Annotated in this window: 20 protein-coding genes; 13 read left to right on the top strand and 7 right to left on the bottom strand. The window is 72.0% G+C overall.

The annotated features are described in order from the left end of the window. Nucleotides 1-12 precede the first annotated feature (12 nt). The gene (locus tag VFZ92_RS33620) at nt 13-996 is read right to left on the bottom strand and encodes an NAD(P)/FAD-dependent oxidoreductase (RefSeq protein WP_330880445.1); all 984 of its coding nucleotides are present in this window, start codon (nt 994-996) and stop codon (nt 13-15) included. A 67-nt stretch (nt 997-1,063) separates the two neighbouring features. On the opposite strand from VFZ92_RS33620, the gene VFZ92_RS33615 reads away from it, so the two are divergent. From VFZ92_RS33615 to VFZ92_RS33605, 3 genes are all read left to right on the top strand, one after another. Beyond that, nucleotides 1,064-1,645 carry an XRE family transcriptional regulator gene (locus tag VFZ92_RS33615; RefSeq protein WP_330880442.1) on the top strand — a complete coding sequence of 194 codons (582 nt, stop codon included), beginning with the start codon at nt 1,064-1,066 and terminating at the stop codon, nt 1,643-1,645. 171 nt (nt 1,646-1,816) lie between these two features. Beyond that, nucleotides 1,817-2,821 (top strand): hypothetical protein, encoded by a 1,005-nt coding sequence (locus VFZ92_RS33610; RefSeq protein ID WP_330880440.1) that lies wholly within the window; start codon nt 1,817-1,819, stop codon nt 2,819-2,821. Nucleotides 2,822-2,830: 9 nt separating this feature from the next. Beyond that, entirely contained in the window at nt 2,831-3,229 is a 399-nt protein-coding gene (locus tag VFZ92_RS33605; protein WP_330880438.1) for a hypothetical protein, read from the top strand. Here VFZ92_RS33605 and VFZ92_RS33600 read toward each other — a convergent pair. Continuing rightward, nucleotides 3,175-3,627, bottom strand: coding sequence for a hypothetical protein (locus VFZ92_RS33600; protein WP_330880436.1), 453 nt, complete (start codon nt 3,625-3,627; stop codon nt 3,175-3,177). The two genes, VFZ92_RS33605 and VFZ92_RS33600, sit on opposite strands and share 55 nt — an antisense overlap. Nucleotides 3,628-3,731: 104 nt before the next feature. Here VFZ92_RS33600 and mug point away from each other — a divergent pair, with 104 nt between their 5' ends. After that, nucleotides 3,732-4,265 carry a G/U mismatch-specific DNA glycosylase gene (gene mug / locus VFZ92_RS33595; RefSeq protein WP_330880434.1) on the top strand — a complete coding sequence of 178 codons (534 nt, stop codon included), beginning with the start codon at nt 3,732-3,734 and terminating at the stop codon, nt 4,263-4,265. A gap of 103 nt (nt 4,266-4,368) precedes the next feature. Here mug and VFZ92_RS33590 read toward each other — a convergent pair whose 3' ends face one another. From VFZ92_RS33590 to VFZ92_RS33575, 4 genes are all read right to left on the bottom strand, one after another. Next, entirely contained in the window at nt 4,369-4,656 is a 288-nt protein-coding gene (locus VFZ92_RS33590) for a WhiB family transcriptional regulator (protein WP_330880432.1), read from the bottom strand. 57 nt (nt 4,657-4,713) lie between these two features. Next, nucleotides 4,714-5,553 (bottom strand): MerR family transcriptional regulator, encoded by an 840-nt coding sequence (locus tag VFZ92_RS33585; protein ID WP_330880430.1) that lies wholly within the window; start codon nt 5,551-5,553, stop codon nt 4,714-4,716. A 54-nt stretch (nt 5,554-5,607) separates the two neighbouring features. After that, nucleotides 5,608-6,255, bottom strand: coding sequence for a DUF742 domain-containing protein (locus tag VFZ92_RS33580; RefSeq protein WP_330880428.1), 648 nt, complete (start codon nt 6,253-6,255; stop codon nt 5,608-5,610). Between the two features lie 167 nt (nt 6,256-6,422). Further along, nucleotides 6,423-6,617: a hypothetical protein gene (locus VFZ92_RS33575; protein WP_330880426.1), complete on the bottom strand. Its 195-nt coding sequence runs from the start codon at nt 6,615-6,617 to the stop codon at nt 6,423-6,425. A 22-nt stretch (nt 6,618-6,639) separates the two neighbouring features. Here VFZ92_RS33575 and VFZ92_RS33570 point away from each other — a divergent pair, with 22 nt between their 5' ends. From VFZ92_RS33570 to VFZ92_RS33530, 9 genes are all read left to right on the top strand, one after another. Beyond that, entirely contained in the window at nt 6,640-6,870 is a 231-nt protein-coding gene (locus VFZ92_RS33570; protein ID WP_330880424.1) for an RNA-binding S4 domain-containing protein, read from the top strand. Between the two features lie 1,147 nt (nt 6,871-8,017). Beyond that, nucleotides 8,018-9,451 (top strand): sugar transferase, encoded by a 1,434-nt coding sequence (locus tag VFZ92_RS33565; protein WP_330880536.1) that lies wholly within the window; start codon nt 8,018-8,020, stop codon nt 9,449-9,451. Continuing rightward, nucleotides 9,451-10,512 (top strand): Gfo/Idh/MocA family oxidoreductase, encoded by a 1,062-nt coding sequence (locus tag VFZ92_RS33560; RefSeq protein WP_330880422.1) that lies wholly within the window; start codon nt 9,451-9,453, stop codon nt 10,510-10,512. The genes VFZ92_RS33565 and VFZ92_RS33560 overlap by 1 nt, the downstream gene beginning before the upstream one ends. Next, nucleotides 10,509-11,483 carry an SDR family NAD(P)-dependent oxidoreductase gene (locus VFZ92_RS33555; protein WP_330880421.1) on the top strand — a complete coding sequence of 325 codons (975 nt, stop codon included), beginning with the start codon at nt 10,509-10,511 and terminating at the stop codon, nt 11,481-11,483. The genes VFZ92_RS33560 and VFZ92_RS33555 overlap by 4 nt, the downstream gene beginning before the upstream one ends. Nucleotides 11,484-11,491: 8 nt before the next feature. Next, nucleotides 11,492-12,628 (top strand): DegT/DnrJ/EryC1/StrS family aminotransferase, encoded by a 1,137-nt coding sequence (locus tag VFZ92_RS33550; RefSeq protein ID WP_330880419.1) that lies wholly within the window; start codon nt 11,492-11,494, stop codon nt 12,626-12,628. 151 nt (nt 12,629-12,779) lie between these two features. Beyond that, a complete protein-coding gene (locus VFZ92_RS33545) occupies nt 12,780-17,567 on the top strand; it encodes a DUF4082 domain-containing protein (RefSeq protein ID WP_330880417.1) in 4,788 nt (1,595 codons plus the stop codon). Further along, nucleotides 17,564-18,205, top strand: a complete 642-nt coding sequence (locus VFZ92_RS33540) for a NeuD/PglB/VioB family sugar acetyltransferase (RefSeq protein WP_330880415.1) — start codon at nt 17,564-17,566, stop codon at nt 18,203-18,205. The genes VFZ92_RS33545 and VFZ92_RS33540 overlap by 4 nt, the downstream gene beginning before the upstream one ends. Then, nucleotides 18,202-19,281, top strand: a complete 1,080-nt coding sequence (locus VFZ92_RS33535; RefSeq protein WP_330880412.1) for a DegT/DnrJ/EryC1/StrS family aminotransferase — start codon at nt 18,202-18,204, stop codon at nt 19,279-19,281. Before VFZ92_RS33540 ends, VFZ92_RS33535 begins: the two co-directional genes overlap by 4 nt. After that, nucleotides 19,278-19,838: an acyltransferase gene (locus VFZ92_RS33530; protein WP_330880410.1), complete on the top strand. Its 561-nt coding sequence runs from the start codon at nt 19,278-19,280 to the stop codon at nt 19,836-19,838. Before VFZ92_RS33535 ends, VFZ92_RS33530 begins: the two co-directional genes overlap by 4 nt. A gap of 57 nt (nt 19,839-19,895) precedes the next feature. On the opposite strand, the gene VFZ92_RS33525 is transcribed toward VFZ92_RS33530, so the two are convergent. Next, the gene (locus VFZ92_RS33525; RefSeq protein WP_330880408.1) at nt 19,896-21,245 is read right to left on the bottom strand and encodes an O-antigen ligase family protein; all 1,350 of its coding nucleotides are present in this window, start codon (nt 21,243-21,245) and stop codon (nt 19,896-19,898) included. Between the last annotated feature and the right edge of the window lies 1 nt (nt 21,246).

The following is a 21,246-nucleotide window of genomic DNA, read 5'->3' as shown; positions in this document are numbered from 1 at the left end:
CCGTCCGTCCACTCAGGCCGGTGGATTCCCGTTGCGGCGCGCGGACTTCCGCAGCGCGGCCACGGCGGTGGCCGTCTCCTCGGCGATCAGGTCGGCGTTGACGGCCGCCGCGGCCTGCACGCCCGCCGCCGCGGCGGCGACCACCTGGGCGCGGGGGTCGGTCACGTTGCCCGCCACCCACACGCCGGGGATCTCCGTGGCACCGCTGGGATCCGCGGCGACGTGGTCACCCAGGACGTGCCCGGCCATCTCCCAGTCGGTCGCCTTCACCCCCAGCGCTCCCAGGACGTCCGCGCGGGCGCCGACCTTCGGCGTGACCGCGACCGCCTGGCGAGCCACGACCTCTCCGGACGCCAGCCGCACTCCGGTGAGGCGGTCGTCCTCGACCTCCACCGCCACGACCTCGCCCTCCACCACGGTGATCCCGCGCGCGGCCATCTGCTCGGCCTGCTCGTCGGACAGGGCGGGCGCGGTGTGCCGGAACAGCACGACGTCGTCGCTCAACTGCCGGAACAGCAGGGCGCTGTGCGTCGCCATCGGTCCGGTCGCGAGGATGCCGATCGCCTGGTCCCGCACCTCCCAGCCGTGGCAGTACGGGCAGTGGACCACGTCGCGCCCCCAGCGCCCGGCCAGGCCCGCCACGTCGGGCAGCTCGTCCGCCAGGCCGGTCGCGACGATCAGCCGCCGCGACCGCACGGTCGCACCGTCCTCCAGCGCGACGACGAACCCGCCGCCGTCGTTCGCCACGTCCGCCACGACGCCGTCCACGACCCGCGCGCCGTACCGCTCCGCCTCGGCCCGTCCGATCGCCACCAGCTCACCGGGACTGATCCCGTCGCGCGTGAGGAACCCGTGCACGCCCGCGGCGGGCGCGTTGCGCGGTGACCCCGAGTCCACGACGACCACCTCGCGCCGCGCGCGCCCCAACACGACGGCGGCGCTCAGACCCGCCGCGCCACCACCGACCACCACCACGTCCACCACGTTCTCGCTCATGGTCCCACTGTCGCCCGGCACCCGGAGGTGTCGCAAAGAAACTTGCCGTTGTGGCAAGCTCGACGGGGTGGACGACGAACTGAACTCGGTGCTGAGCGCGGTCGGTCCCCGGCTGCGGGCCCTGCGCAAGCGGCGGGGGACGACCCTGACCGACCTCTCCGCGACGACGGGCATCTCCGTGTCCACCCTGTCCCGCCTGGAGTCGGGGCAGCGCCGCCCGACCCTGGAACTCCTGCTGCCGCTGGCGAAGGCCCACGGGGTCCAGATGGACGAGCTGGTGGGCGCCCCGCCCACGGGCGACCCGAGGATCCACCTGCGCCCGGTCACGCGCGGTCGCATGACCATGGTCCCGCTGACCCGCCGCGCGGGCGGCGTGCAGGCCTACAAGCTGCTCATCCCGTCGCACGGCTCGGCGGTGCCGGAGCAGAAGACCCACGAGGGCTACGAGTGGATCTACGTCCTCAGCGGGCGGCTGCGGCTGGTCCTCGGCGACCAGGACCTCGTCCTGACCCCCGGCGAGGCCGCGGAGTTCGACACCCGCGTGCCGCACTGGTTCGGCAGCGCGGACGCCACTCCGGTCGAGGTCCTCAGCCTCTTCGGCAGGCAGGGTGAACGGGCGCACCTGCGAGCCAGGTCGGGAACCGGGTAGGGCGGACGGCCACGCACGGGTGGCGCGCACAGCGCCGCTGGTCCCGCCACCCGATGTTGATCATCAACATGGCTGATTCCTGTCACCTTGACGAGTGAATTCCCAGCCACGTCCTGCGTTTTCGCCACTCGCGGTTCGCAATCGGACACCGCCATCGGGTACTAACGCCCGGTGTTGAAACCCCGACCACACCGGTTCTGGCTGTTCGGCGCCGTGCTCGTGCCCGCCCTGCTGGCGGCGACCGGCGTGGCGATCCAGGGCGACCGCATCGAACGCGACCTGGCCGACCGGGTCACCCACGCCATCGACGAGTCGGGCCATCCGGGCAACGACGTCTCGGTCGACGGGCTGGGCGTCACCGTCACCGGTGTCGTCCCCCGCGACGCGGCCAGGGTCCAGAACCTGGTGGCCGCCGTCCCCGGCGTGACGGCGGTGACCCTCCAGGACGCCGAACCGGGCGACTTCTCGGTCTTCGTGCGCGCCGACGAGGTCGTGCTCGCGGGCACGACCTCCGACGCCGACGAGCGGCGGGCGCTGGTGGACGCCGTGACCGCCCGCGCGAACGGCTACCGGATCACCGACGTGATGTCGCCCAGGGCCGGGACGAGGCTGCCGGTCTCGGCGGAGCAGGCCGCGTCGATCGTCGCGGTGGTGGTGGACAACGGCGTGCACGACTTCAGCGGCGTCGTGCGCGGCGGGGGGCTGACCGCCCGCGCCACCGTCGTGGACCAGGAGAGGGCCACGGCGTTCCAGCGGCTGCTCGCGGCGTCCGCGGGGGAGTTGCGCGTGGAGCAGGCGATCGCGGTGGGGTCGTCGAACCACGACCGCGAACTCGACCTGGCCGCGCTGAACGACTCCATCGGCAGGCTCGTCGGCGGCAACGGCGGCGTCCGGTTCCAGCCGGGGTCGACCGACTGGCAGGGGCACGGCCCCGTGCTGATCGAGCGCGTGGCGCGGATGCTGCTGGTCGCGCCGCGCGCGACGGTGACGGTGCGCGGCCACGCCTCCGCGGAGGTGCCGGACGCCCGCGCGCTCGCCGAGACGCGGGCGCGCATGGTCCGCGACGTGGTGCTGGGCCAGGGTGTCTCGCCCGCCCTGGTGGAGATGGCCGTCAGCATCGACACCGCGCCCGAACTCACCGACACCACCCGTCAGGTAGACATCACCGTTCGCTAGGAGTTCGCTGTGCTCTGGTTGTTCACGCAGGTGTTCGTGCTGTGCGCGGGAGCGTTCCTCGTCGGGTCGCTGCTGACCTGGCTGCCCATGCGCGCCGTCACCCGCAAGCTGCGCGCGGACCTGGACGCCACCCGGCGTCCGGTCGTGGCCCTGCCCGCCCGGTCGGTCGTCGTGGTGCCCGAGCCGAGGGATGAGGCACTTGGGTCCGAAGTGGACCGCGAGGAGTCCGAAGTGGACCTCCCGGTGAAGGGCAACTCGAAGTCCGGGATCTTCCACACCGAGACCTCGCCGTACTACCGGCGGATGAAGGGCGACGTGCGGTTCCGCTCCGTCGAGGACGCCGAGCGCGCGGGCTACACGGCCTGGTCGCCGCGCTCGCGCTCCCAGCTCGCCGGGTCGGCCCAGTAGCTCGGGTCCGACCACCGGGGGTTCCACTCCCAGTGGGCCTCGTCCGAGGGCTTCTCGCGGGTGGCGAGCAGGGCAAGCGCGTTGACCGCGGCCCAGCCGAGTGCGACCGCGACGACCTTGTTGCGGGTCGCCCTGTCCGGCGCGGACAGGGCGAGCACGGCGTCGCCGACGTCCATCGCGACACGGGCCAGCAGCGCGAGCCGGAGCGGTGCCCCCGCGGGCGCCAGCGCCACGGCCAGCCCGGACACGAGGTCGCGCGCGCCGACGGCGGCGGTCAACGCGTGGGTGGCGGGCGTGTCGCCGAGCCCCGTCGGCGTCGTCAGCACCTCGGGCCTGGCGATGACGGCCGCGCTGTAGGCGGCCGTCGCCGCCCCGAGCACTCGGGGGAACCAGCTCATGTCGAACACTCCTCGGTCGGCGTCGCAACCAGGCTGGCGCGGCCCGGCGGTCCCGACAACCCCTGATCGTCCACGGCCGACTAGGGGTGGTGGATGATGGACCCATGCGCCACGACTTGGCCGCCGCGCGGGACAAGCTGCTCCCGGACGTGCTCGCCCCCGGTCTGGACGTCGTGTTCTGCGGCATCAACCCAGGCCTCTACTCCGCGGCCACCGGCCACCACTTCGGCAGGCCCGGCAACCGCTTCTGGCCCGCGCTGCACCTGGGCGGCTTCACGCCCACGCTGCTCTCGCCCGCCGACCAGGACCAGTTGCCCGCGCACGGCCTCGGCATCACGAACCTGGTGCCGCGCGCCACGGCCCGCGCGGACGAGCTGACCGACGCGGAACTGCGCGCGGGCGCGAAGCGGCTCACCGCCGTCGCCGAGCGGTACCGGCCCACGATGATCGCGGTCGTCGGCGTCACCGCGTACCGCACGGCCTTCGGTCGGAAGAAGGCCGCGATCGGCCCGCAGGACGAGCTGATCGCCGACAGCCGCCTGTGGGTCCTGCCGAACCCGAGCGGGCTCAACGCGCACTACCAGCTCCCCGCGCTCGGGGACGCGTTCGCGGAACTGCGCGCGGCGCTCGACCGGTAGGGGTGGCCGCACCTCCGGCCCGCCGCTCCCCGGCCCCCGGTCACGCGCGCCCGTGGTTCCGCTCCCGGTCACGCGCGCCCGTGGTTCCGCTCCCGGCCCCCGGTCACGCGCGCCTGTGGCTCAGCGAGATGAGCCTGCGCAGTTCGCTCTCCCCGAGGCCTCCCCACACGCCGTAGGTCTCCTCCACCGTGAGCGCGTGCTCGCGGCACTCGCGCCGCACCGGGCAGCGGTCGCAGATCTCCTTGGCCCTGGACTCGCGGCGTTCGCGGGCGGTGCCCCGCTCGTTCGGCGTGTGGAAGAACAACGAGCTGTCGACCCCGCGGCAGAGGCCACGCAGCTGCCAGTCCCAGGACTCGGTGACCGGCGTGGGCAGCCGGGACAACTCTGGCATGTGACCACATCCTCGTTCGGCCGGTGGTCACCACCATAAATTCGATTCAAAATCGTTTCAACTTGAGCGACCGGAATGGGTGAGGACTTCGTCGACGCAACCGTGGAGGGTGTGGACGCGGTGCACGCCCGCGGGCAGCGCGACCCGGTCCCAGCCGGGGCCGCCCAGCAGCAGGATCGTCCTGGTGGCGGCCACCTTCGCCAGCGGGACGAGGCGGGCGCGGGCGGTGTCGTGCGCCCACAGCACCACGCACCGCGGGGCGAGCACGTCGAGCGCCGCCAGCAGCGCGCCCGCCGGGACGCGGGCCCCGAGGTTGCGCGACGCGCACCCGCGTTCGGCCAGCGCTGCGCCGAGCGCCTCCAGCGGCAGCGTGTGCTGCTCGTCGGGCGCGGCGGCCATCAGCGCGGGCAGCCTGCCGCCTTCGAGGGGATCGCCGACCCGGCGCAGCACCGTGAGGAGCGCGTTGCTGGCGACGTGCTCGACCCCGACGCCACCGCTCTCCTCCACGGCGCGCTCGCCGAGTTCCACGAGGAACGGGGTCAGCACGGACTCCCAGGCGTCGACGACGCCCAGCGCGCCGATCAGCTCGGTCGCGAGCCTGCCCAGCCTCGGCGCGTCGAGCTGCGTCGCGGCGCGGATGAAGTCGTGGACGTCCGGGACGGGGCCCGCTCCGCCGCGCGCCATGGTCGCCGCCGCGGCGGGCGAGACGCCCTGGCCGGTCAGCTCCAGCATCCGCCGCAGCGTGGCCACGTCGACGTCGTCGTACCGGCGGTGCTTGCCCTCTTCGCGGGTGCGCGGGCCGAGCCCGTAGCGCCGGTCCCAGGTCCTCAGCGTCGTGGGCGAGATGCCGAGCGTGCGCGCCACCGCCCCCGCGCTCCAGCGGGCGCCGTCGCTCACGATGATCACCGCCGGTAGCTGGGCATTACCTCGTCCGGAGGTAGATCATAGGCCTCACAGGCGGCGGAGACCGCTCAGAACCCGTTCCAGCAGCGCCAGGTCGGCATGGCCGCCGACCGAACCGCCGTTCGTCTCGTGCACCGACACGACGCCCATCTCGACCAGGTCGCTCAGCAGCACCCGCGCCACGCCCAGGGGGATGGCCAGGACGGCCGACACCTCGGCGACCGAGCGGGGCCGCGCGCACATCTCCACGATCGCCCGCTGCTCGGGAGTCGTGGACGACGGGACCGCGGCCCCACCGGTCCCGTCGACCGAGATCAGCGTCTCCAGCCGCAGGTCCACGGTCGCCGTCGTGCGCCCGCCGGTCCACGCGTACGGCCGCACGAGGGACTTGCCGTTCTCCTCGTAGGAGAACCCGTCCGGATCGGGCTCCTCCGGGATCGGCTCCGCGCAGGCGACCGGCGCGGGCATCGGCGCCGTCACCTCGACGGTCTCGGGCTCCGCCTCCTCCGCCAGCGCCCGTCGCACGGACGCTGACCCGAACCGGGCCCCGGTCTGCCCGACCTCGCCCCTCAGCGACCGCCGGGCCCGGCGCGGCTTCGGGGGCTCCAGGTGCTCCGGGACGTGCTCGACCGGCGCGTCCTCCTCCAGTTCGCGCCGCAGCGACGGCGACCCGAACCGGGCCCCGGTCCGTCCCACCGCACCGCGCGACGTCCGGCGGCGCCCACGCCCACCGGACGCGCCTAACTCCGCGCCGTCACCCATGACCACCACGTTGCCACCCAGCGTGAACCGTCCGTCGCACAACGGTAGACGCAGGCGGGGACCGCTCGTTGCGAACAGGTTTCGACCTGGTGTTTTCCTGGTTACCTGGAAGGCTTCTTCCGCAGCCCGCCCACCGCCAGCGTGAGCCCCGCGATGACGGACAGGAGTCCGATCGCGGTCCACAGCTGCTGGCCCGTCATGAAGCTGCCCTTGATCACGTTCAACCCCTGGAGGGTCCACACGGAGCCCAGCAGGACGAGCACCACGCCGACCACCACGGACACCCACTTGTTCATGACCAAGTCGTACCATGTGCGGATGACCAAGCCGCCCATCCGAGACGTGCAGATCGCCGACGACATGATCAGGCTGGGCCAGTTCCTCAAGCTCGCGGGCCTGGCGGAGGACGGCTCGCACGCCAAGGAGCTCATCGACGCCGACGAGGTCATGGTCAACGGCCGCCTGGAAACCCGTCGGGGGGCCCAGCTGCACGACGGCGACGTGGTCGCGGTGGGCGACGAACGCGCCCGTCTGCACGCGGCCGGGTAGGCACCGGCCCGCTCGCGATCCGACGGACACGGCCCGCACCGCCCCGGCGGACCGGGCTGCTCGGCGTGCCCGCCGCCCTCAGGGGAGCGTTCCCGTTCTTCGCGACGCCGTCGAACCCCGGACCGACGATCGGCGCGCGGGCTGGACCACTCCCGTTCGGCCGGGCTCGACGTTCGTGATCGACATTCCCATCCCGACATCGAGTGGTACTCACGTCGAGGGCCGCCAACGGGACCACCCCGTGGCTCGGATCGGACGATGAATCCGACCGCCACTCGTCCGCGCGCCCCCGGTGCCGTCCTGTCGTCCGGAGGTACCAATGCCGTCCACCGACGAGCGGCACCCCGGAAAAAGGCCCGAGACCAATACATCTCCCGCTGGAGTCCGCCCCCTATCCCGCCCCCGTCGCGCAAGGCGCCATCCGTCTCAACGCCGCCGCGAAACACCGCCCGTGCGGAGGACGCGGATTCACGAGTCTGAGGGATGACGTACGCCACATCTGCCGACAAACCCGTGATCGTCCGCGTACCGCGCGTTGCGCCAACCGGGCGGTGGCGTTTCTTCGACGGTTACGAGAACGCTATGGGCGACTGGTCTGAATAGCTGCCTCCGCTGCGTGAATGGGTGACCACGCGGCGGAGGTGTCCTGATTGGACAAGGGCCTTTCGGCCCATTGTCCGATGCGGTGGGCCGGCCGGGTGAACTCTACTCACAGTGGGTGTAACGGGTTGTCGGCGGTGAACGATATGTCGTGCGACCCGGCTCGTTCGGTCACATTTCAGAGACTGGGACTAGGACTCGGCGTCAGTTTGGTCTAACGTGCGTTCACCTGGTAATGGATCGTCACCCGTCGTCACTCGGCGGACCGGCCGAGTCACTTCGCAACATTTCTTCCTCTCGACTATCTCCGTGTGTAACGCCCACGGGCGGCCGAGCGAATGATGGTTTGCAAGCGCCGGTTCATCAAGGGAAAAGGTGCCCTGGCGATGTGCGAAGTGTCGGTCAACCAATTGCCGTACCACGCGGGTCCTCGGGGATGCCCTGCGAACGTGCACGTCCGAACCGGCTGAACCGGGGGAGAACCACGATGAGCGAGCAGGTCCAGCCCACACGACGGAGACCCGTCGTGGGGATCACTCCTACCAGCATGGAGTCGTCGAGGCAGACGCACCCGCCGGTGGCCGCGTGGGAGTCGCGGTACCGCGGGGGTGTCATCCTCGGTGACGTCCTGGCCACGGTGCTGGTCATCGTGTCCTTCGGCGGTCTGATGGCGTCCAGGCACAGCGCGTTCGTGCCGATGTCGATCGTCACGCTCGAACTGCTGACGGTCGCCGCCGTGCTCGGCTCGCTGTACCTGAGCCGCGTGTGGAGCCCGAACGTGCTCGGCCAGGGCGCGGAGGAGTTCCGCCGCCTCGGGAAGGGCCTGTTCGCGTCGGTCGTCGTGCTCGGCTTCGGTGCCCTCGCGGTGGACATCCCCGGCGCCCGCCTCTGGGTGTTCGTGGTCGGACCTGCCATCGCCCTCGTCGTCTTCCCCCTCCGCTACCTGCTCCGCAGGCCTCTGCACCGCGCGCGCTCCGAAGGACGCTGCCTGCTGCCGGTGCTCGCCGCGGGGAACGTGGCCACGGTCGGGGACCTCATCACCCGCACCCGCAAGGCCCCCCACCTCGGCTGGCGCGTCGACGCCATCTGCACCCTGGACGGCCGGGCCGCGCTCGGCATCGACATGGAGGGCGTGCCGGTCGTCGGCCGCTTCCGCGACCTCGCCGAGCAGGTCCGCCGCGGCGGCTACCGCATCGTCGCCGTGACCCCGGACGCCTACTGGACGCCCCGCAGGCTCCAGCAGCTCGCGTGGGACCTGGAGGGCACCGGCACCGAGATGGTCGTCGCCCCCGCCCTCATGGACTTCGCCGGACCGCGCCTGCACGTGACCGGCGTGCTCGGCATGCCGCTGCTGCGGGTCAGCGAGCCCTCGTTCACCGGCTTCCGCCGGGTCGTCAAGGGCTGCGTCGACCGCGTCGGCGCCCTCGTCCTCGTGCTCGCGCTCGCCCCCCTGCTCCTGGTCGTGTCCGCCGCCGTCATGATCGACAGCCGGGGCCCGGTGTTCTACCGGCAGCGCCGCGTCGGCAAGGACGGCGCGGAGTTCACGATCATCAAGTTCCGCACCATGGTCACGAACGCCGACGCGCTGCGCACCAAGCTGGCGGCCGTCAACGAGGGCTCGGGCGTGCTGTTCAAGATGCGCAAGGACCCCCGCGTGACCAGGGTCGGCAGGCTGCTGCGCCGCTACTCGGTCGACGAGCTGCCCCAGCTGCTCAACGTGCTCACCGGGACCATGTCGCTGGTCGGCCCCCGGCCGCCGCTGCCCGAGGAGAGCGCCAAGTACGCGCCCGAGGTGCGCAGGCGCCTGCTGGTGAAGCCGGGGCTCACCGGGCTGTGGCAGGTCAGCGGCCGGAGCGACCTCTCGTGGGAGGAGTCCGTGCGACTCGACCTGCGCTACGTCGAGGACTGGTCGCTCGCCCTCGACGCTCTCATCTTGTGGAAGACCTTCCGCGCCGTCTTCGGCGGCCAGGGAGCTTACTGATGGAAAGGGAAGACGTGACGCCGATCGGCATCGCCGTGATCGGCGCGGGTTATTGGGGCCCGAACCTGGTGCGCAACGCCCAGGCGACCCCCGGACTGGACCTGCGCTACCTGTGCGACCTCGACGTGGAGCGCGCCCGCCGCGTGCTCGGCCAGTACTCGACGGTCGCCGTGTCCGGCTCGCTCGACGACGTGCTGGCGGACCCCGACGTCCACGCCGTCGCCATCGCGACCCCGGCCGCCACCCACCTGCAGGTCGCGATGGCCGCGCTGGAGGCGGGCAAGCACGTGCTGGTGGAGAAGCCGCTCGCGGCGAACTTCTCCGACGGCCGCAAGCTGGTCGAGGCCGCGGAGAGCCGCGGCCTGACCCTGATGCTCGACCACACCTTCTGCTACACCCCGGCCGTGAGCCACCTGCGCGAGCTCGTGCGCGGCGGCGAGCTGGGCGAGATCCAGTACATCGACTCGGTGCGGATCAACCTGGGTCTGGTGCAGCCGGACGTCGACGTCCTGTGGGACCTCGCGCCGCACGACCTGTCGATCTTCGAGGCGATCCTCCCCGACGACGTCCGCCCGGTCGAGGTGTCCGCGCACGGCTCGGACCCGATCGGCGCGGGCCACGCGTGCGTCGCCCACCTGACCATGAGGCTGTCCAACGGTTCCATCAGCCACGTGCACGTGAACTGGCTGTCCCCCACCAAGATCCGCACGATGGTGATCGGCGGGTCCAACCGCACGGTGGTGTGGGACGACCTCAACCCGACGCAGCGCCTGTCCGTCTACGACAGGGGCGTCGACCGCGAGCGCGAGCACAAGATCATTTCCTACCGCTCCGGCGACATGGTCGCGCCCGCGCTGCCCGAGCGCGAGGCCCTGCGCGGGGTGATGGCGGAGTTCGCGGCCTCGATCGCCGAGGGCCGCCCGCCGCTGACCGACGGCCGCGCTGGACTGCGCGTGCTCGCGATCCTCGAAGCAGCGTCGGAGAGCCTGGCGAACGGCGGGTCCTTCGTCCCCGTCCAGCAGGTCGACGCACCGACCACCAGTGGAGGCACGACTTCATGACCCAGCCCATTTCCGGTCAGCGGGCGCTGGTCACCGGCGGAGCGGGGACCATCGGGTCCTCCGTGGTCGACCAGCTGGTCGCCGCGGGGGTGTCCGAGGTCGTCGTGCTGGACAACTTCGTGCGCGGCCGCAGGGAGAACCTCGCCGACGCCGTCGCCGCGGCGGACGACCGGGTGACGGTCGTCGAGGGCGACATCAACGACCGCGCGCTGGTCCGCGAGCTGTCCGAGGGGATCGACCTCGTCTTCCACCTCGCCGCGATCCGCATCACCCAGTGCGCCGAGGAGCCCCGGCTCGCGCTGGAGTGCTTGGTGGACGGCACCTTCACGGTCCTGGAGGCCGCCGCGGCCGCGGGCGTCAAGAAGGTGGTCGCCTCCTCGTCGGCGTCCGTCTACGGCCTGGCCGAGACGTTCCCGACCACCGAGCGGCACCACCCGTACAACAACGACACCTTCTACGGCGCCGCCAAGGCGTTCAACGAGGGGATGCTGCGCAGCTTCCACGCCATGAACGGCCTGGACTACGTGGCGCTGCGCTACTTCAACGTGTACGGGCCGCGGATGGACGCGCACGGCCTCTACACCGAGGTGCTCATCCGGTGGATGGAGCGCATCTCCGACGGCGAGTCCCCGCTGATCTTCGGCGACGGCGCGCAGACGATGGACTTCGTGCACGTGCACGACATCGCCCGCGCGAACGTCCTGGCGGCGCGGGCGAACGTCACCGACACCGTCTACAACATCGCCAGCTCGCAGGAGACCAGCCTCGCGGACCTCGCGCGGGCGCTGCTGCGCGCGATGGACTCCGACCTCCCGCTGGAGCACGGGCCGGAGCGCAAGGTGAACGGCGTGACCCGGCGCCTGGCGGACATCTCCGCCGCGGCGCGGGACCTCGGCTGGAAGCCGGAGATCAGCATGGACGACGGCCTGCGCGAGCTGGTGTCGTGGTGGCGCGCGGAGACCGGCCGATGATCCCGGTGATGAGGCCCCTCCTCGGCGAGGAGGAGGCGCTGGCCGCCGCGGAGGCGGTCCGGTCCGGCTGGGTCGCGCAGGGACCGAGGGTCGCGAGCTTCGAGGAGGCCTTCAGCGCCCGCGTCGGAGCCCGGCACGGGGTGGCCGCGTCGTCGTGCACGACCGCGCTGCACCTCGCGGTGCACCTGCTCGACATCGGTCCCGGCGACGAGGTGGTCGTGCCGTCGCTGTCGTTCATCGCCACCGCCAACGCGGTCCGCTACTGCGGGGCCACACCGGTCTTCGCCGACGTGGACGCGACGACCGGCAACCTGACGGCCGAGACCGTCCAGCCGGTCATCACCGACCGCACCCGCGCGGTGCTGGTGGTGCACCAGGCCGGTGTGCCCGCGGACGTCGAGGCGCTGCGCGCGCTCTGCGGTCCGCTCGGCATCCCGGTGGTCGAGGACGCGGCGTGCGCCGCGGGCTCCACCTACCGGGGCGCTCCCGTCGGGACCGGCGCGCTGATGGCCGCGTGGTCGTTCCACCCGCGCAAGCTGATCACCACCGGCGAGGGCGGGATGCTCACGACCGACGACCCGGAGTGGTCGGCGCGGGCGCGCCGGTTGCGCGAGCACGGGATGAGCGTCAGCGCCGCCGATCGGCACAGCGGTGGGGGAGCGATCGTCGAGGAGTACCTCGAAACCGCGTTCAACTACCGGATGACCGACATCCAGGCCGCCGTCGGCATCGTGCAGCTGTCCAGGCTGGACGCCATCGTCGAGCGCCGCCGCGAGCTGGCGGCGCGCTACCACGCGATGCTGGCCGACGTGCCGGGGCTGCGGGTGGTGCGCGACCCGGAGTGGGGAACCACGAACTACCAGTCGTTCTGGGTCTGGCTGCCGGACGAGCTTCCCCTGTCCCGCAACGAGGTGCTGACCGAACTCGCCGCGCGCGGGGTGTCGGCGCGGCGGGGGATCATGGCCTCGCACCTGGAGCCCGCGTACCGGGACCACCCGGCCGCGGAGCTGCCCGTGACCGAGGCCTTCACGGCCAGGACCCTTGTGCTGCCGCTGTTCCACGACATGACCGGCGTGGAGCAGGAGGCCGTCGTGGAGGCGCTGTCCTCCACGCTCGCGGGTGCCCTCGTCACCCGCCGTGGCTGACCGCGGCCGCGAAGCGGTTCACGGATAACGGTTCGCCATGGGGTGTAACGACAGTCTCCCCCCGTTCGACGTTCGGAGTAGTGGCGATCACCTGTCCGGTCCAGTGTGGACGCGACTACCCAACGTGTTTCTCGTTCGAGAGGTGAACCTCATGGTGGCCCAGCACTCGCGTGTCGTGCGGATGCTCCTCGTGACGGCCGTGCTCGCGTCCTGCATGGTGGTGCTGGGGGTCTTCAACGCGCCGGAGGCGAGCGCGGCGCCGTGCGACGCCCCGGTGGTCAACAAGATCGCGTGCGAGAACACGCAGGCGGGGACGCCGGACTGGCAGGCGCCCTACCGCGACGACTCGATCCTGGGCTTCACCACGGACATCAGCACCACCCCCGGCGGGGTGGTGGACTTCAAGATGCTGACGAGCGCGTCGTCGTACAAGATCGACATCTACCGGCTCGGCTGGTACGGCGGCGTCGGCGCGCGGATCATGGGGACGGTCACCCGCAACACCGCGCAGAACCAGCCGCCCTGCCTCAGGGACGGGCCGACGGCGCTGATCGACTGCGGCAACTGGTCCAACTCGGTGAGCTGGACCGTGCCGTCCAACGCGGTGTCCGGCATCTACTACGCGCGCACCCACCGCAACGACACCGGCGCGGAGAACGAGATCGTGTTCGTCGTCCGGGACGACACGAGCCACTCCAAGGTGCTCTTCCAGACCTCCGACGCCACGTGGGTCGCCTACAACCGCTACGGCGGCAACAGCCTCTACTTCGGCGACGGCCCCGGCCAGGGCGGCTCGTCCTACAAGGTCAGCTACAACCGCCCCTACACCGGCGGCGACGGCGACGAGAACTTCATCTTCAACGCCGAGTACCCGATGCTGCGCTTCATGGAGGCCAACGGGTACGACATGAGCTACACCACCGACGTCGACTCCGCCCGCCGCGGCCACCTCATCAAGAACCACCGGGTGTTCATGGCGGTCGGCCACGACGAGTACTGGTCCAACGAGCAGCGCGCCAACGTCGAGGCGGCCCGCGACGCCGGTGTGCACATGGCGTTCCTGACGGGCAACGAGATCTTCTGGAAGACCCGCTGGGAGAAGAGCATCGACACCAGCCAGACCGACTGGCGGACGATCGCCTGCTTCAAGGAGACCAAGGGGACCCAGAACGACCAGCTCGCCGACTGGACCGGCACCTGGCGCGACCCCCGCTTCAGCCCACCGCAGGACGGCGGTCGCCCGGAGAACGCCTTGCTGGGCAACATCTTCACCGTCAACGGCAGGAGGGACGACTCCCTCCAGGTGCCCGCGGCGTACGGCAAGATGCGGCTGTGGCGCAACACCCCGCTGGCGAACCTGCCCGCCGGGCAGACCTACACCTTCCAGCCGGGCACCCTGGGCTACGAGTGGAACACCGTGGAGGACAACGGGTTCCAGCCCCCCGGCGTGGCGCAGCTCTCCCGCACGACGGTGGAGCTGGACGGCTACTACGCGCTGAAGAACCACGGTGACGTCTACGGCTCCGCGACCAAGACGCACGCGATCACCTACTACAAGCACGCCAGCGGTGCCCTGGTGTTCGGCGCGGGCACGGTCCAGTGGGCCTGGGGCGTCGACGACGAGCACGCGTTCCTGACCAACACCCCGACCTCGGACGTCCGGATCAAGCAGGCGACGGTCAACTTCCTCGCCGACATGGGCGTCACGGCCGCCACGCTCCAGCCCGGTCTGGTCGCCTCGACCGCCAGCACCGACACCGCGCCCCCCGCGGTCACGGTCACGAACCTGCCCGCCGGGTCCACCGTCGGCCTCCCGTACACGTTCTCCGGCACCGTCGTCGACGCGGCGGGCCGGGTCGGCGGCGTCGAGGTCTCGACCGACGGCGGCACCCGCTGGCACCCCGCGGTCTGGGAGGCGGGCAGCACCACCTGGAGCTACACCTACACGCCGCCCGCCGCCGGGGCCGCCGCGCTGCGGGTCCGCGCCGTCGACGACTCGGCGAACCTCTCCGCCCCGGTCTCGGCCTCGCCCGGCGTGTCCGCGCGGACGTGCCCGTGCGGCATCTTCAGCAGCCAGGACGTGCCGACGAACACCTCGGCCGACGACAGCTCGCAGCTGGAGCTGGGCGTCAAGTTCCGCAGCAACACGGCGGGTTACGTCCGCGGCGTCAAGTTCTACAAGGGCGCGGGCAACACCGGCACGCACACCGGCTCGCTGTGGGGCACGGACGGCACGCTGCTCGCCACCGGCACCTTCACCAACGAGTCGGCGGGCGGCTGGCAGACCCTGAGCTTCCCGTCGCCGGTCGCGGTGGCGGCGAACACGACCTACATCGCCTCCTACTTCACGCCGACCGGGCACTTCGCCTACGACGAGGAGTACTTCTTCCGCAAGAAGGCGTACCTGGAGCCGTTGACCGGTCTGGAGAGCGGCGTCGACGGGCCGAACAGCGTGTTCAAGTTCGGCGCGGGCTTCCCGACGCAGACCTTCGGCGACACCAACTACTGGGTCGACGTCGTCTGGGCACCGGACCCCGGCCCCGACCTGCGCGCCCCGGTGAGGACCGGCACGTCGCCCGGCAGCGGGGCGGGCAGCGTCGCGCTGACGCCCACCGTCTCGGCGACCTTCGACGAGGCCGTCGCGCCCGCGTCGGTGCAGTACACCCTCACCGGTCCGTCCGGTGCGGTGACCGGCTCGTCCGCCGTGTCCCCCGACGGCCGCACGGCGTCGTTCACGCCGAGCCAGCCGCTCGTCGCGGCGACCGCCTACACGGCGACGCTCCAGGTGGCCGACGCCGCGGGCAACACGCTGCCCCAGCCCGCCACGTGGTCCTTCACCACCGGCTCGCCGCGACCCGCGACCTGCCCGTGCACGGTGTGGGACGACTTCGCCCGACCGGCGGCCGAGGACGCGGGCGACCCGTCCGCCGTCGAGGTGGGCACCAAGGTGAGGTTCGACGGCAAGGGCGAGGTGCTCGGCGTCCGCTTCTACAAGGGCGAGGGCAACACCGGCACGCACACCGGGTCGCTCTGGTCGTCCACCGGCCTGCTCCTCGCCACGGGCACGTTCACCGCGGAGTCGGCGTCCGGCTGGCAGAAGCTGGTGTTCGCCAACCCGGTCGTCGTCAACCCGAACACGACCTACGTGGTGTCCTACTACGCGCCCAACGGCCGGTACTCCGTCAGCGGCGGGTACTTCAACGGCCAGAGCGCGGACCACGCCTCGCTGCACGCCCTCGCGACCGGTGTGGACGGCGGCAACGGCGTCTACCGCTACGGCAGCGGCGGCGGGTTCCCGAACGCGAGCTACAACGGCAGCAACTACTGGGTCGACGTGATCTACCGCAACGGCCTGAACGGCGACACCACGCCGCCCGAGCTGACCGGCCGCACGCCCGCGGTCGACGCGACGAACGTCCCGCAGACGACGTCGCTGACGGCGACGTTCGGCGAGGCCGTCGACCCCGCCTCCGCGCAGATCTCCCTGAGCGACCCCAGGGGCGCGAAGCTGACCGGCACGGTGTCGCTGTCGGCCGACCAGAAGACCGTGACGTGGGTGCCCTCGGGCAAGCTGGTGCCGGGAACCCGGTACACCGCCAGCGTCCTGGTCGCCGACGTCAACGGCAACCCGATGACGTCCGCGAGCACCTGGTCGTTCACCACGAGCGGCGCGGTCACGTGCCCGTGCTCGCTGTTCAGCTCGGCGACGGTCCCGACGACCCCGTCGGCCGACGACGACGGCGCGTACGAGCTGGGCGTCCGGTTCACGCCGACCGCCAGCGGCAAGATCACCGGCGTGAAGTTCTACAAGGGAGCCGGGAACACCGGCACGCACACCGGGTCGCTGTGGTCGGCGAGCGGCCAGCGGCTCGCCACGGGGACGTTCTCCGGCGAGTCCGCGACCGGCTGGCAGACGCTGACGTTCGGCAGCCCGGTGGTGGTGTCGGCGGGCACGACCTACACCGCGTCCTACACGACGACCACGGGCCGCTACTCGGTCAACAGCGGGTACTTCGCGCCCGGCGCGGTCACCAGCCCGCCGCTGGTCGCGCTCCAGGAGCAGAACGGCGTGTTCCAGCCGGGCTCCGGCTTCCCGACGACGACCTACGGCAGCGCCAACTACTGGGTCGACGTCGTCTACCAGCCCAACGACGACAACGACCCGCCGGTGGTCAACGGCCGCACCCCGCTCGACGGCGCCTCCGAGGTCGGGCTGACCAGCCCGGTGACGGTGACGTTCGACGAGCCGGTCGACCTGGCGAGCGCGCAGTTCTCCGTCACCGACCCCGGTGGCGCGCGGATCTCCGGCACGCTGTCGCTGTCCGGCGACCAGAAGACCGTCTCGTGGACGCCGGGGGCCCCGCTGGCCGCCGCCACGCGCTACGCGGTCAGCGCCCGGATCTCCGACGCCTACGGCAACGTGATGCCCGCCGCGACGACGTGGTCCTTCACCGCGGCGACCACGCAGACGTGCCCGTGCTCGCTGTTCAGCTCGGCGACGGTCCCGACGACCACCTCGGCCGCCGACGACGGCGCGTACGAGCTGGGCGTCCGGTTCACGTCCTCGGCCGACGGCCAGGTCACCGGCGTGAAGTTCTACAAGGGAGCGGGCAACACCGGCACGCACACCGGGTCGCTGTGGTCCGCGGACGGCCAGCGGCTCGCCACGGGGACGTTCTCCGGCGAGTCCGCGACCGGCTGGCAGACGCTGACGTTCAGCAGCCCGGTGTCGATCACCGCGGGCACGACCTACGTCGCCTCGTACACGACGACCACGGGCCACTACGCCCTGGACGCCGGGTACTTCCAGACGACGCCGGTCACCAGCCCGCCGCTGAGCGGCGCGGGCCTGCCCAACGGCGTGTTCCAGGCGGGGTCGGGCTTCCCGACGGCGAGCTACAACGGCAGCAACTACTGGGTGGACGTGGTCTTCTCGTGACACCTCGTCCCCTGCTCCTGGTCGGCGGAGGCGGACTGGCCCGCGAGGTCCTCGCGGCCGTCCGGCTCCTGCCGGACACGTGGACGCCGCTGGGCGCCCTCGACGACGACCCGGTCAGGCACGGCTCCGAGCTGGACGGGCTGCCCGTGCTCGGCGGCTCGGAGCTGCTGGCCGACCACCCCGACGCGGCGGTGCTGCTGTGCGTGGCCAACGCGCACCGGCCCCTGTCGCGGCTCCGGCTGGCCCGGCGGCTCGACCTGCCGGAGGACCGGTGGGCCACCGTCGTGCACCCGGCGGCGTCCGTGCCGCCGGGCACGACGCTCGGAGCCGGGACGGTGCTGCTCGCCGGGGCGGTCATCACGACGCCGCTGGAGGTGGGCGGCCACGTGGTGGCCATGCCGCACGTGCTGATCACGCACGACGACGTCGTGGAGGACGGCGTCACCTTCGCCGGGCGGGCCTCGCTCGGCGGCGGCGTGCTGGTCGGTGAAGCCGCCTACCTCGGTCAGGGGGCCCTGGTGAGGGAGAACGTGAAGATCGGCGCCGGTGCCGTGATCGGCATGGGCGCCGTCGTCCTGCGGGATGTTCCGGCAGGCCAGACGTGGGTCGGGGTACCGGCCAGGAGGAGCGACAGGTGATCGAGATCCCGCTGGTGGACCTGCGTGCCCAGCACGAGCAGGTCGCCGACGAGGTCGCGGAGGGCTGGGCCGAGGTGCTCAAGACCACCGCGTTCATCGGGGGGCCGCAGGTCTCGCGGTTCGAGGCGGAGTTCGCCGCCTACCAGGAGGTCGCGCACTGCGTGGGGGTGGCGAACGGCACCGACGCGATCGAGCTGGCGCTGCGCGCGCTGGGCGTCGGCCACGGCGACGAGTGCGTGCTGCCCGCCAACACCTTCATCGCCACGGCCGAGGCCGTGGCCCGAACGGGGGCGACCCCGGTGCTCGTCGACTGCGTCGACGACACGCTGCTGATCGACACGGACCGGATCGCCGACGCGATCACGCCGCGCACCAGGGCGGTCCTGCCGGTGCACCTCTACGGCCAGGCCGCCCCGGTGGAGCTGATCGAGGGCGTGCCGGTGGTCGAGGACGCCGCGCAGGCGCAGGGCGCGCGGCGCCGCGGCGTGCCCGTCGGCGGCCTCGGTGTCGCCGCGGCCACCAGCTTCTACCCCGGCAAGAACCTCGGCGCCTACGGCGACGGCGGCGCGGTGCTGACGACGTCGGCCGAGGTGGCCGAGCGGGTGAAGCTGTTGCGGGAGCACGGTTCCCCGCGCAAGTACGAGCACACCGTGCTCGGCTTCAACAGCAGGCTCGACACGCTCCAGGCCGTCGTCCTGTCGGCCAAGCTCGCCCGGCTGGAGGGCTGGAACGCCGACCGCCGCGCCGCCGCCGCGCGCTACGACGAGCTGCTCGCGGACGTCGAGCAGGTCCGCACCCCCGTCGTGCTGGAGGGCAACCTGCCGGTCTGGCACCTCTACGTGGTCCGCGTCGCCGACCGCGACCGGGTGCTCGCCGAGCTGCACGCCGCGGGCATCGGTGCCGGCATCCACTACCCGACCCCGGTGCACCGCACCGGCGCGTTCGCGTCGCTGGGCGGCTCCTTCCCGGTCACCGAGCGCAGCTCGGCGGAACTGCTGTCGCTGCCGCTGTTCCCGGAGATCACCCCGAGCCAGCAGGAGCGGGTCGTCGAGGTGCTCCGCGGGGCCGTCCGGTGAGCGGGGTCCAGGTCCACCCGGCGGGCCTGTGCGAGAGCGAGGACGTCGGCGACGGCACGCGGGTGTGGGCGTTCGCGCACGTCCTGCCCGGAGCCCGGATCGGCCGCGACTGCAACGTCTGCGACGGCGCGTTCGTCGAGGGCGGCGCCGTGCTCGGCGACCGCGTGACGGTCAAGAACGGCACGCTCGTGTTCGACGGCGTCGTCTGCGAGGACGAGGTGTTCCTCGGCCCGAACGTGCTGTTCACCAACGACCTGCGTCCCCGTGCCGCGATCCGCCGGACCGGGGACGCCCTGCTGTCCACCACCGTCCGCCGGGGCGCTTCCCTCGGCGCGGGAACCGTCGTGGTGTGCGGGATCGAGATCGGCGGCTACGCGTTCGCCGCCGCCGGTTCGGTGATCACCGAGGACGTGCCCGCGCACGCGTTCGTGGCGGGCAACCCGGCGCGCCGCAAGGGCTGGGTCTGCGCCTGCGGGGAACGCCTCGCCGACGACCTGTCGTGCCCCGTGTGCCACAACCGCTACGCGGAGGCCGCGGGGGGCCTGGAGCCCGCGTAGGGGAGTCGGACCGGTCGGACCGGGAAGCGCGTTCAGGAACCGGTGCCGGTCGCGGCACTAGCGGCCCGAGCGCGCTTTCTGCTTGCGGCGCATCTTCTGGAGCCTGCCCGCGGCGGGCACCGAGACCGGGTCCGCCAGGGCCTCGGCCCGTGTGACGCGCAGCAGCGCCCCGCTCGCGCCGACGACCACGAACAGCAGCCCGGTGGCGACGCTGAAGCTCAGCAGGTCGAACGTGGCGGCGCCGAGAGCGCTGACCAGCGAGGCGCACACCAGGCACGCGGCGATGCCGCGCAGGTTCTCGTCCTTCGTGAGCGACCGCGCCTTGAGCGCCGCGTAGATCGACACCAGGAACAGCCCGGCGAACGCGCACAGGCCGAGGTAGCCGTTCTCGATCATGGTCAGCAGGTACTGGTTGTCCAGGATGGGGTTCTTGCTCGGCAGGAACGTGCCGAACCCGCGGCCGAGCCACGGGTGCAGCGCGATCTCCTTCCACGCGCCGTCGTAGTCCTTCGTCCGGCCCTGGAAGCTCGGGTCGTCCTCGATGTTGGAGAACATCCCGCTCAGCGTGCCGAGCAGGCCCGGCACGACCGCGCTGGCGCCGACGAAGAAGACGGCGCCGAACGCCAGCATCGGGATGCCGCGCCGCCTCGGCAGCATGATGCCCATGACCAGTCCGGCGACCACGAGGCCGATGATCGCGGTGCGGGACAGCGAGAGGATCGCGCCGAGGCCGACGAGCGCCAGCACCAGCACCCACCGTCCGGTGTGGACGCCGCGGTCACGGGACTGGAACAGGAAGTGCGCGGCCAGCGGCACCGCGATGGCGCAGATGAGGCCGAACTCGATGGGGTGGTTCACCGTGCCGGACGGGCGGCGGAAGATCGACCGCGACTCGAAGGCCGCGTAGGCGTTCTCCTGGAGCCGCAGGCCGGGCAGGTTCACGTACGACGCGAGGTCGACGCCCAGCCCGAACTGGACCAGGCCGACGAACGCGACGACGGCCACGCACGCGGTCAGGACCCGCAGCACGCGGTCCAGCCGGTCCCGGCCCCGCACGGCGTCGCAGATGAAGACCGCCACGGTGACCATCGCGAGGATCCGGATCATGCTGCTGTCGGCGACGCTCAGCTCGTCCGTCGGCAGGTAGCGGCGGGTGGCCCGCGCGAACGTCAGCAGGTGGATCACCAGGAAGATCGCGATGGCCGTCCGCACCGCGTTGCGGCCCTTGGCCATGGACATGGTGTCCATGAGGTGCGTGCTGAACCACACGACGCCGAGGAACAGGGCCACCACCATCGCGGGCGGCAGGGTGATCGGCACGAACGCGACGATGAGCCGGGCCGGGATGATCAGCAGTGCCAGCAGGTACAGGCAGGCCAGCGTGGCGCCGTCCGCGCGCTGCCGCACT

This window comes from Umezawaea sp. (assembly GCF_036375055.1).
Taxonomy (GTDB): Bacteria; Actinomycetota; Actinomycetes; order Mycobacteriales; family Pseudonocardiaceae; genus Umezawaea.
Note: the sequence above shows the minus strand (reverse complement) of the source record. Positions and strands in the feature narration are given on the sequence as shown.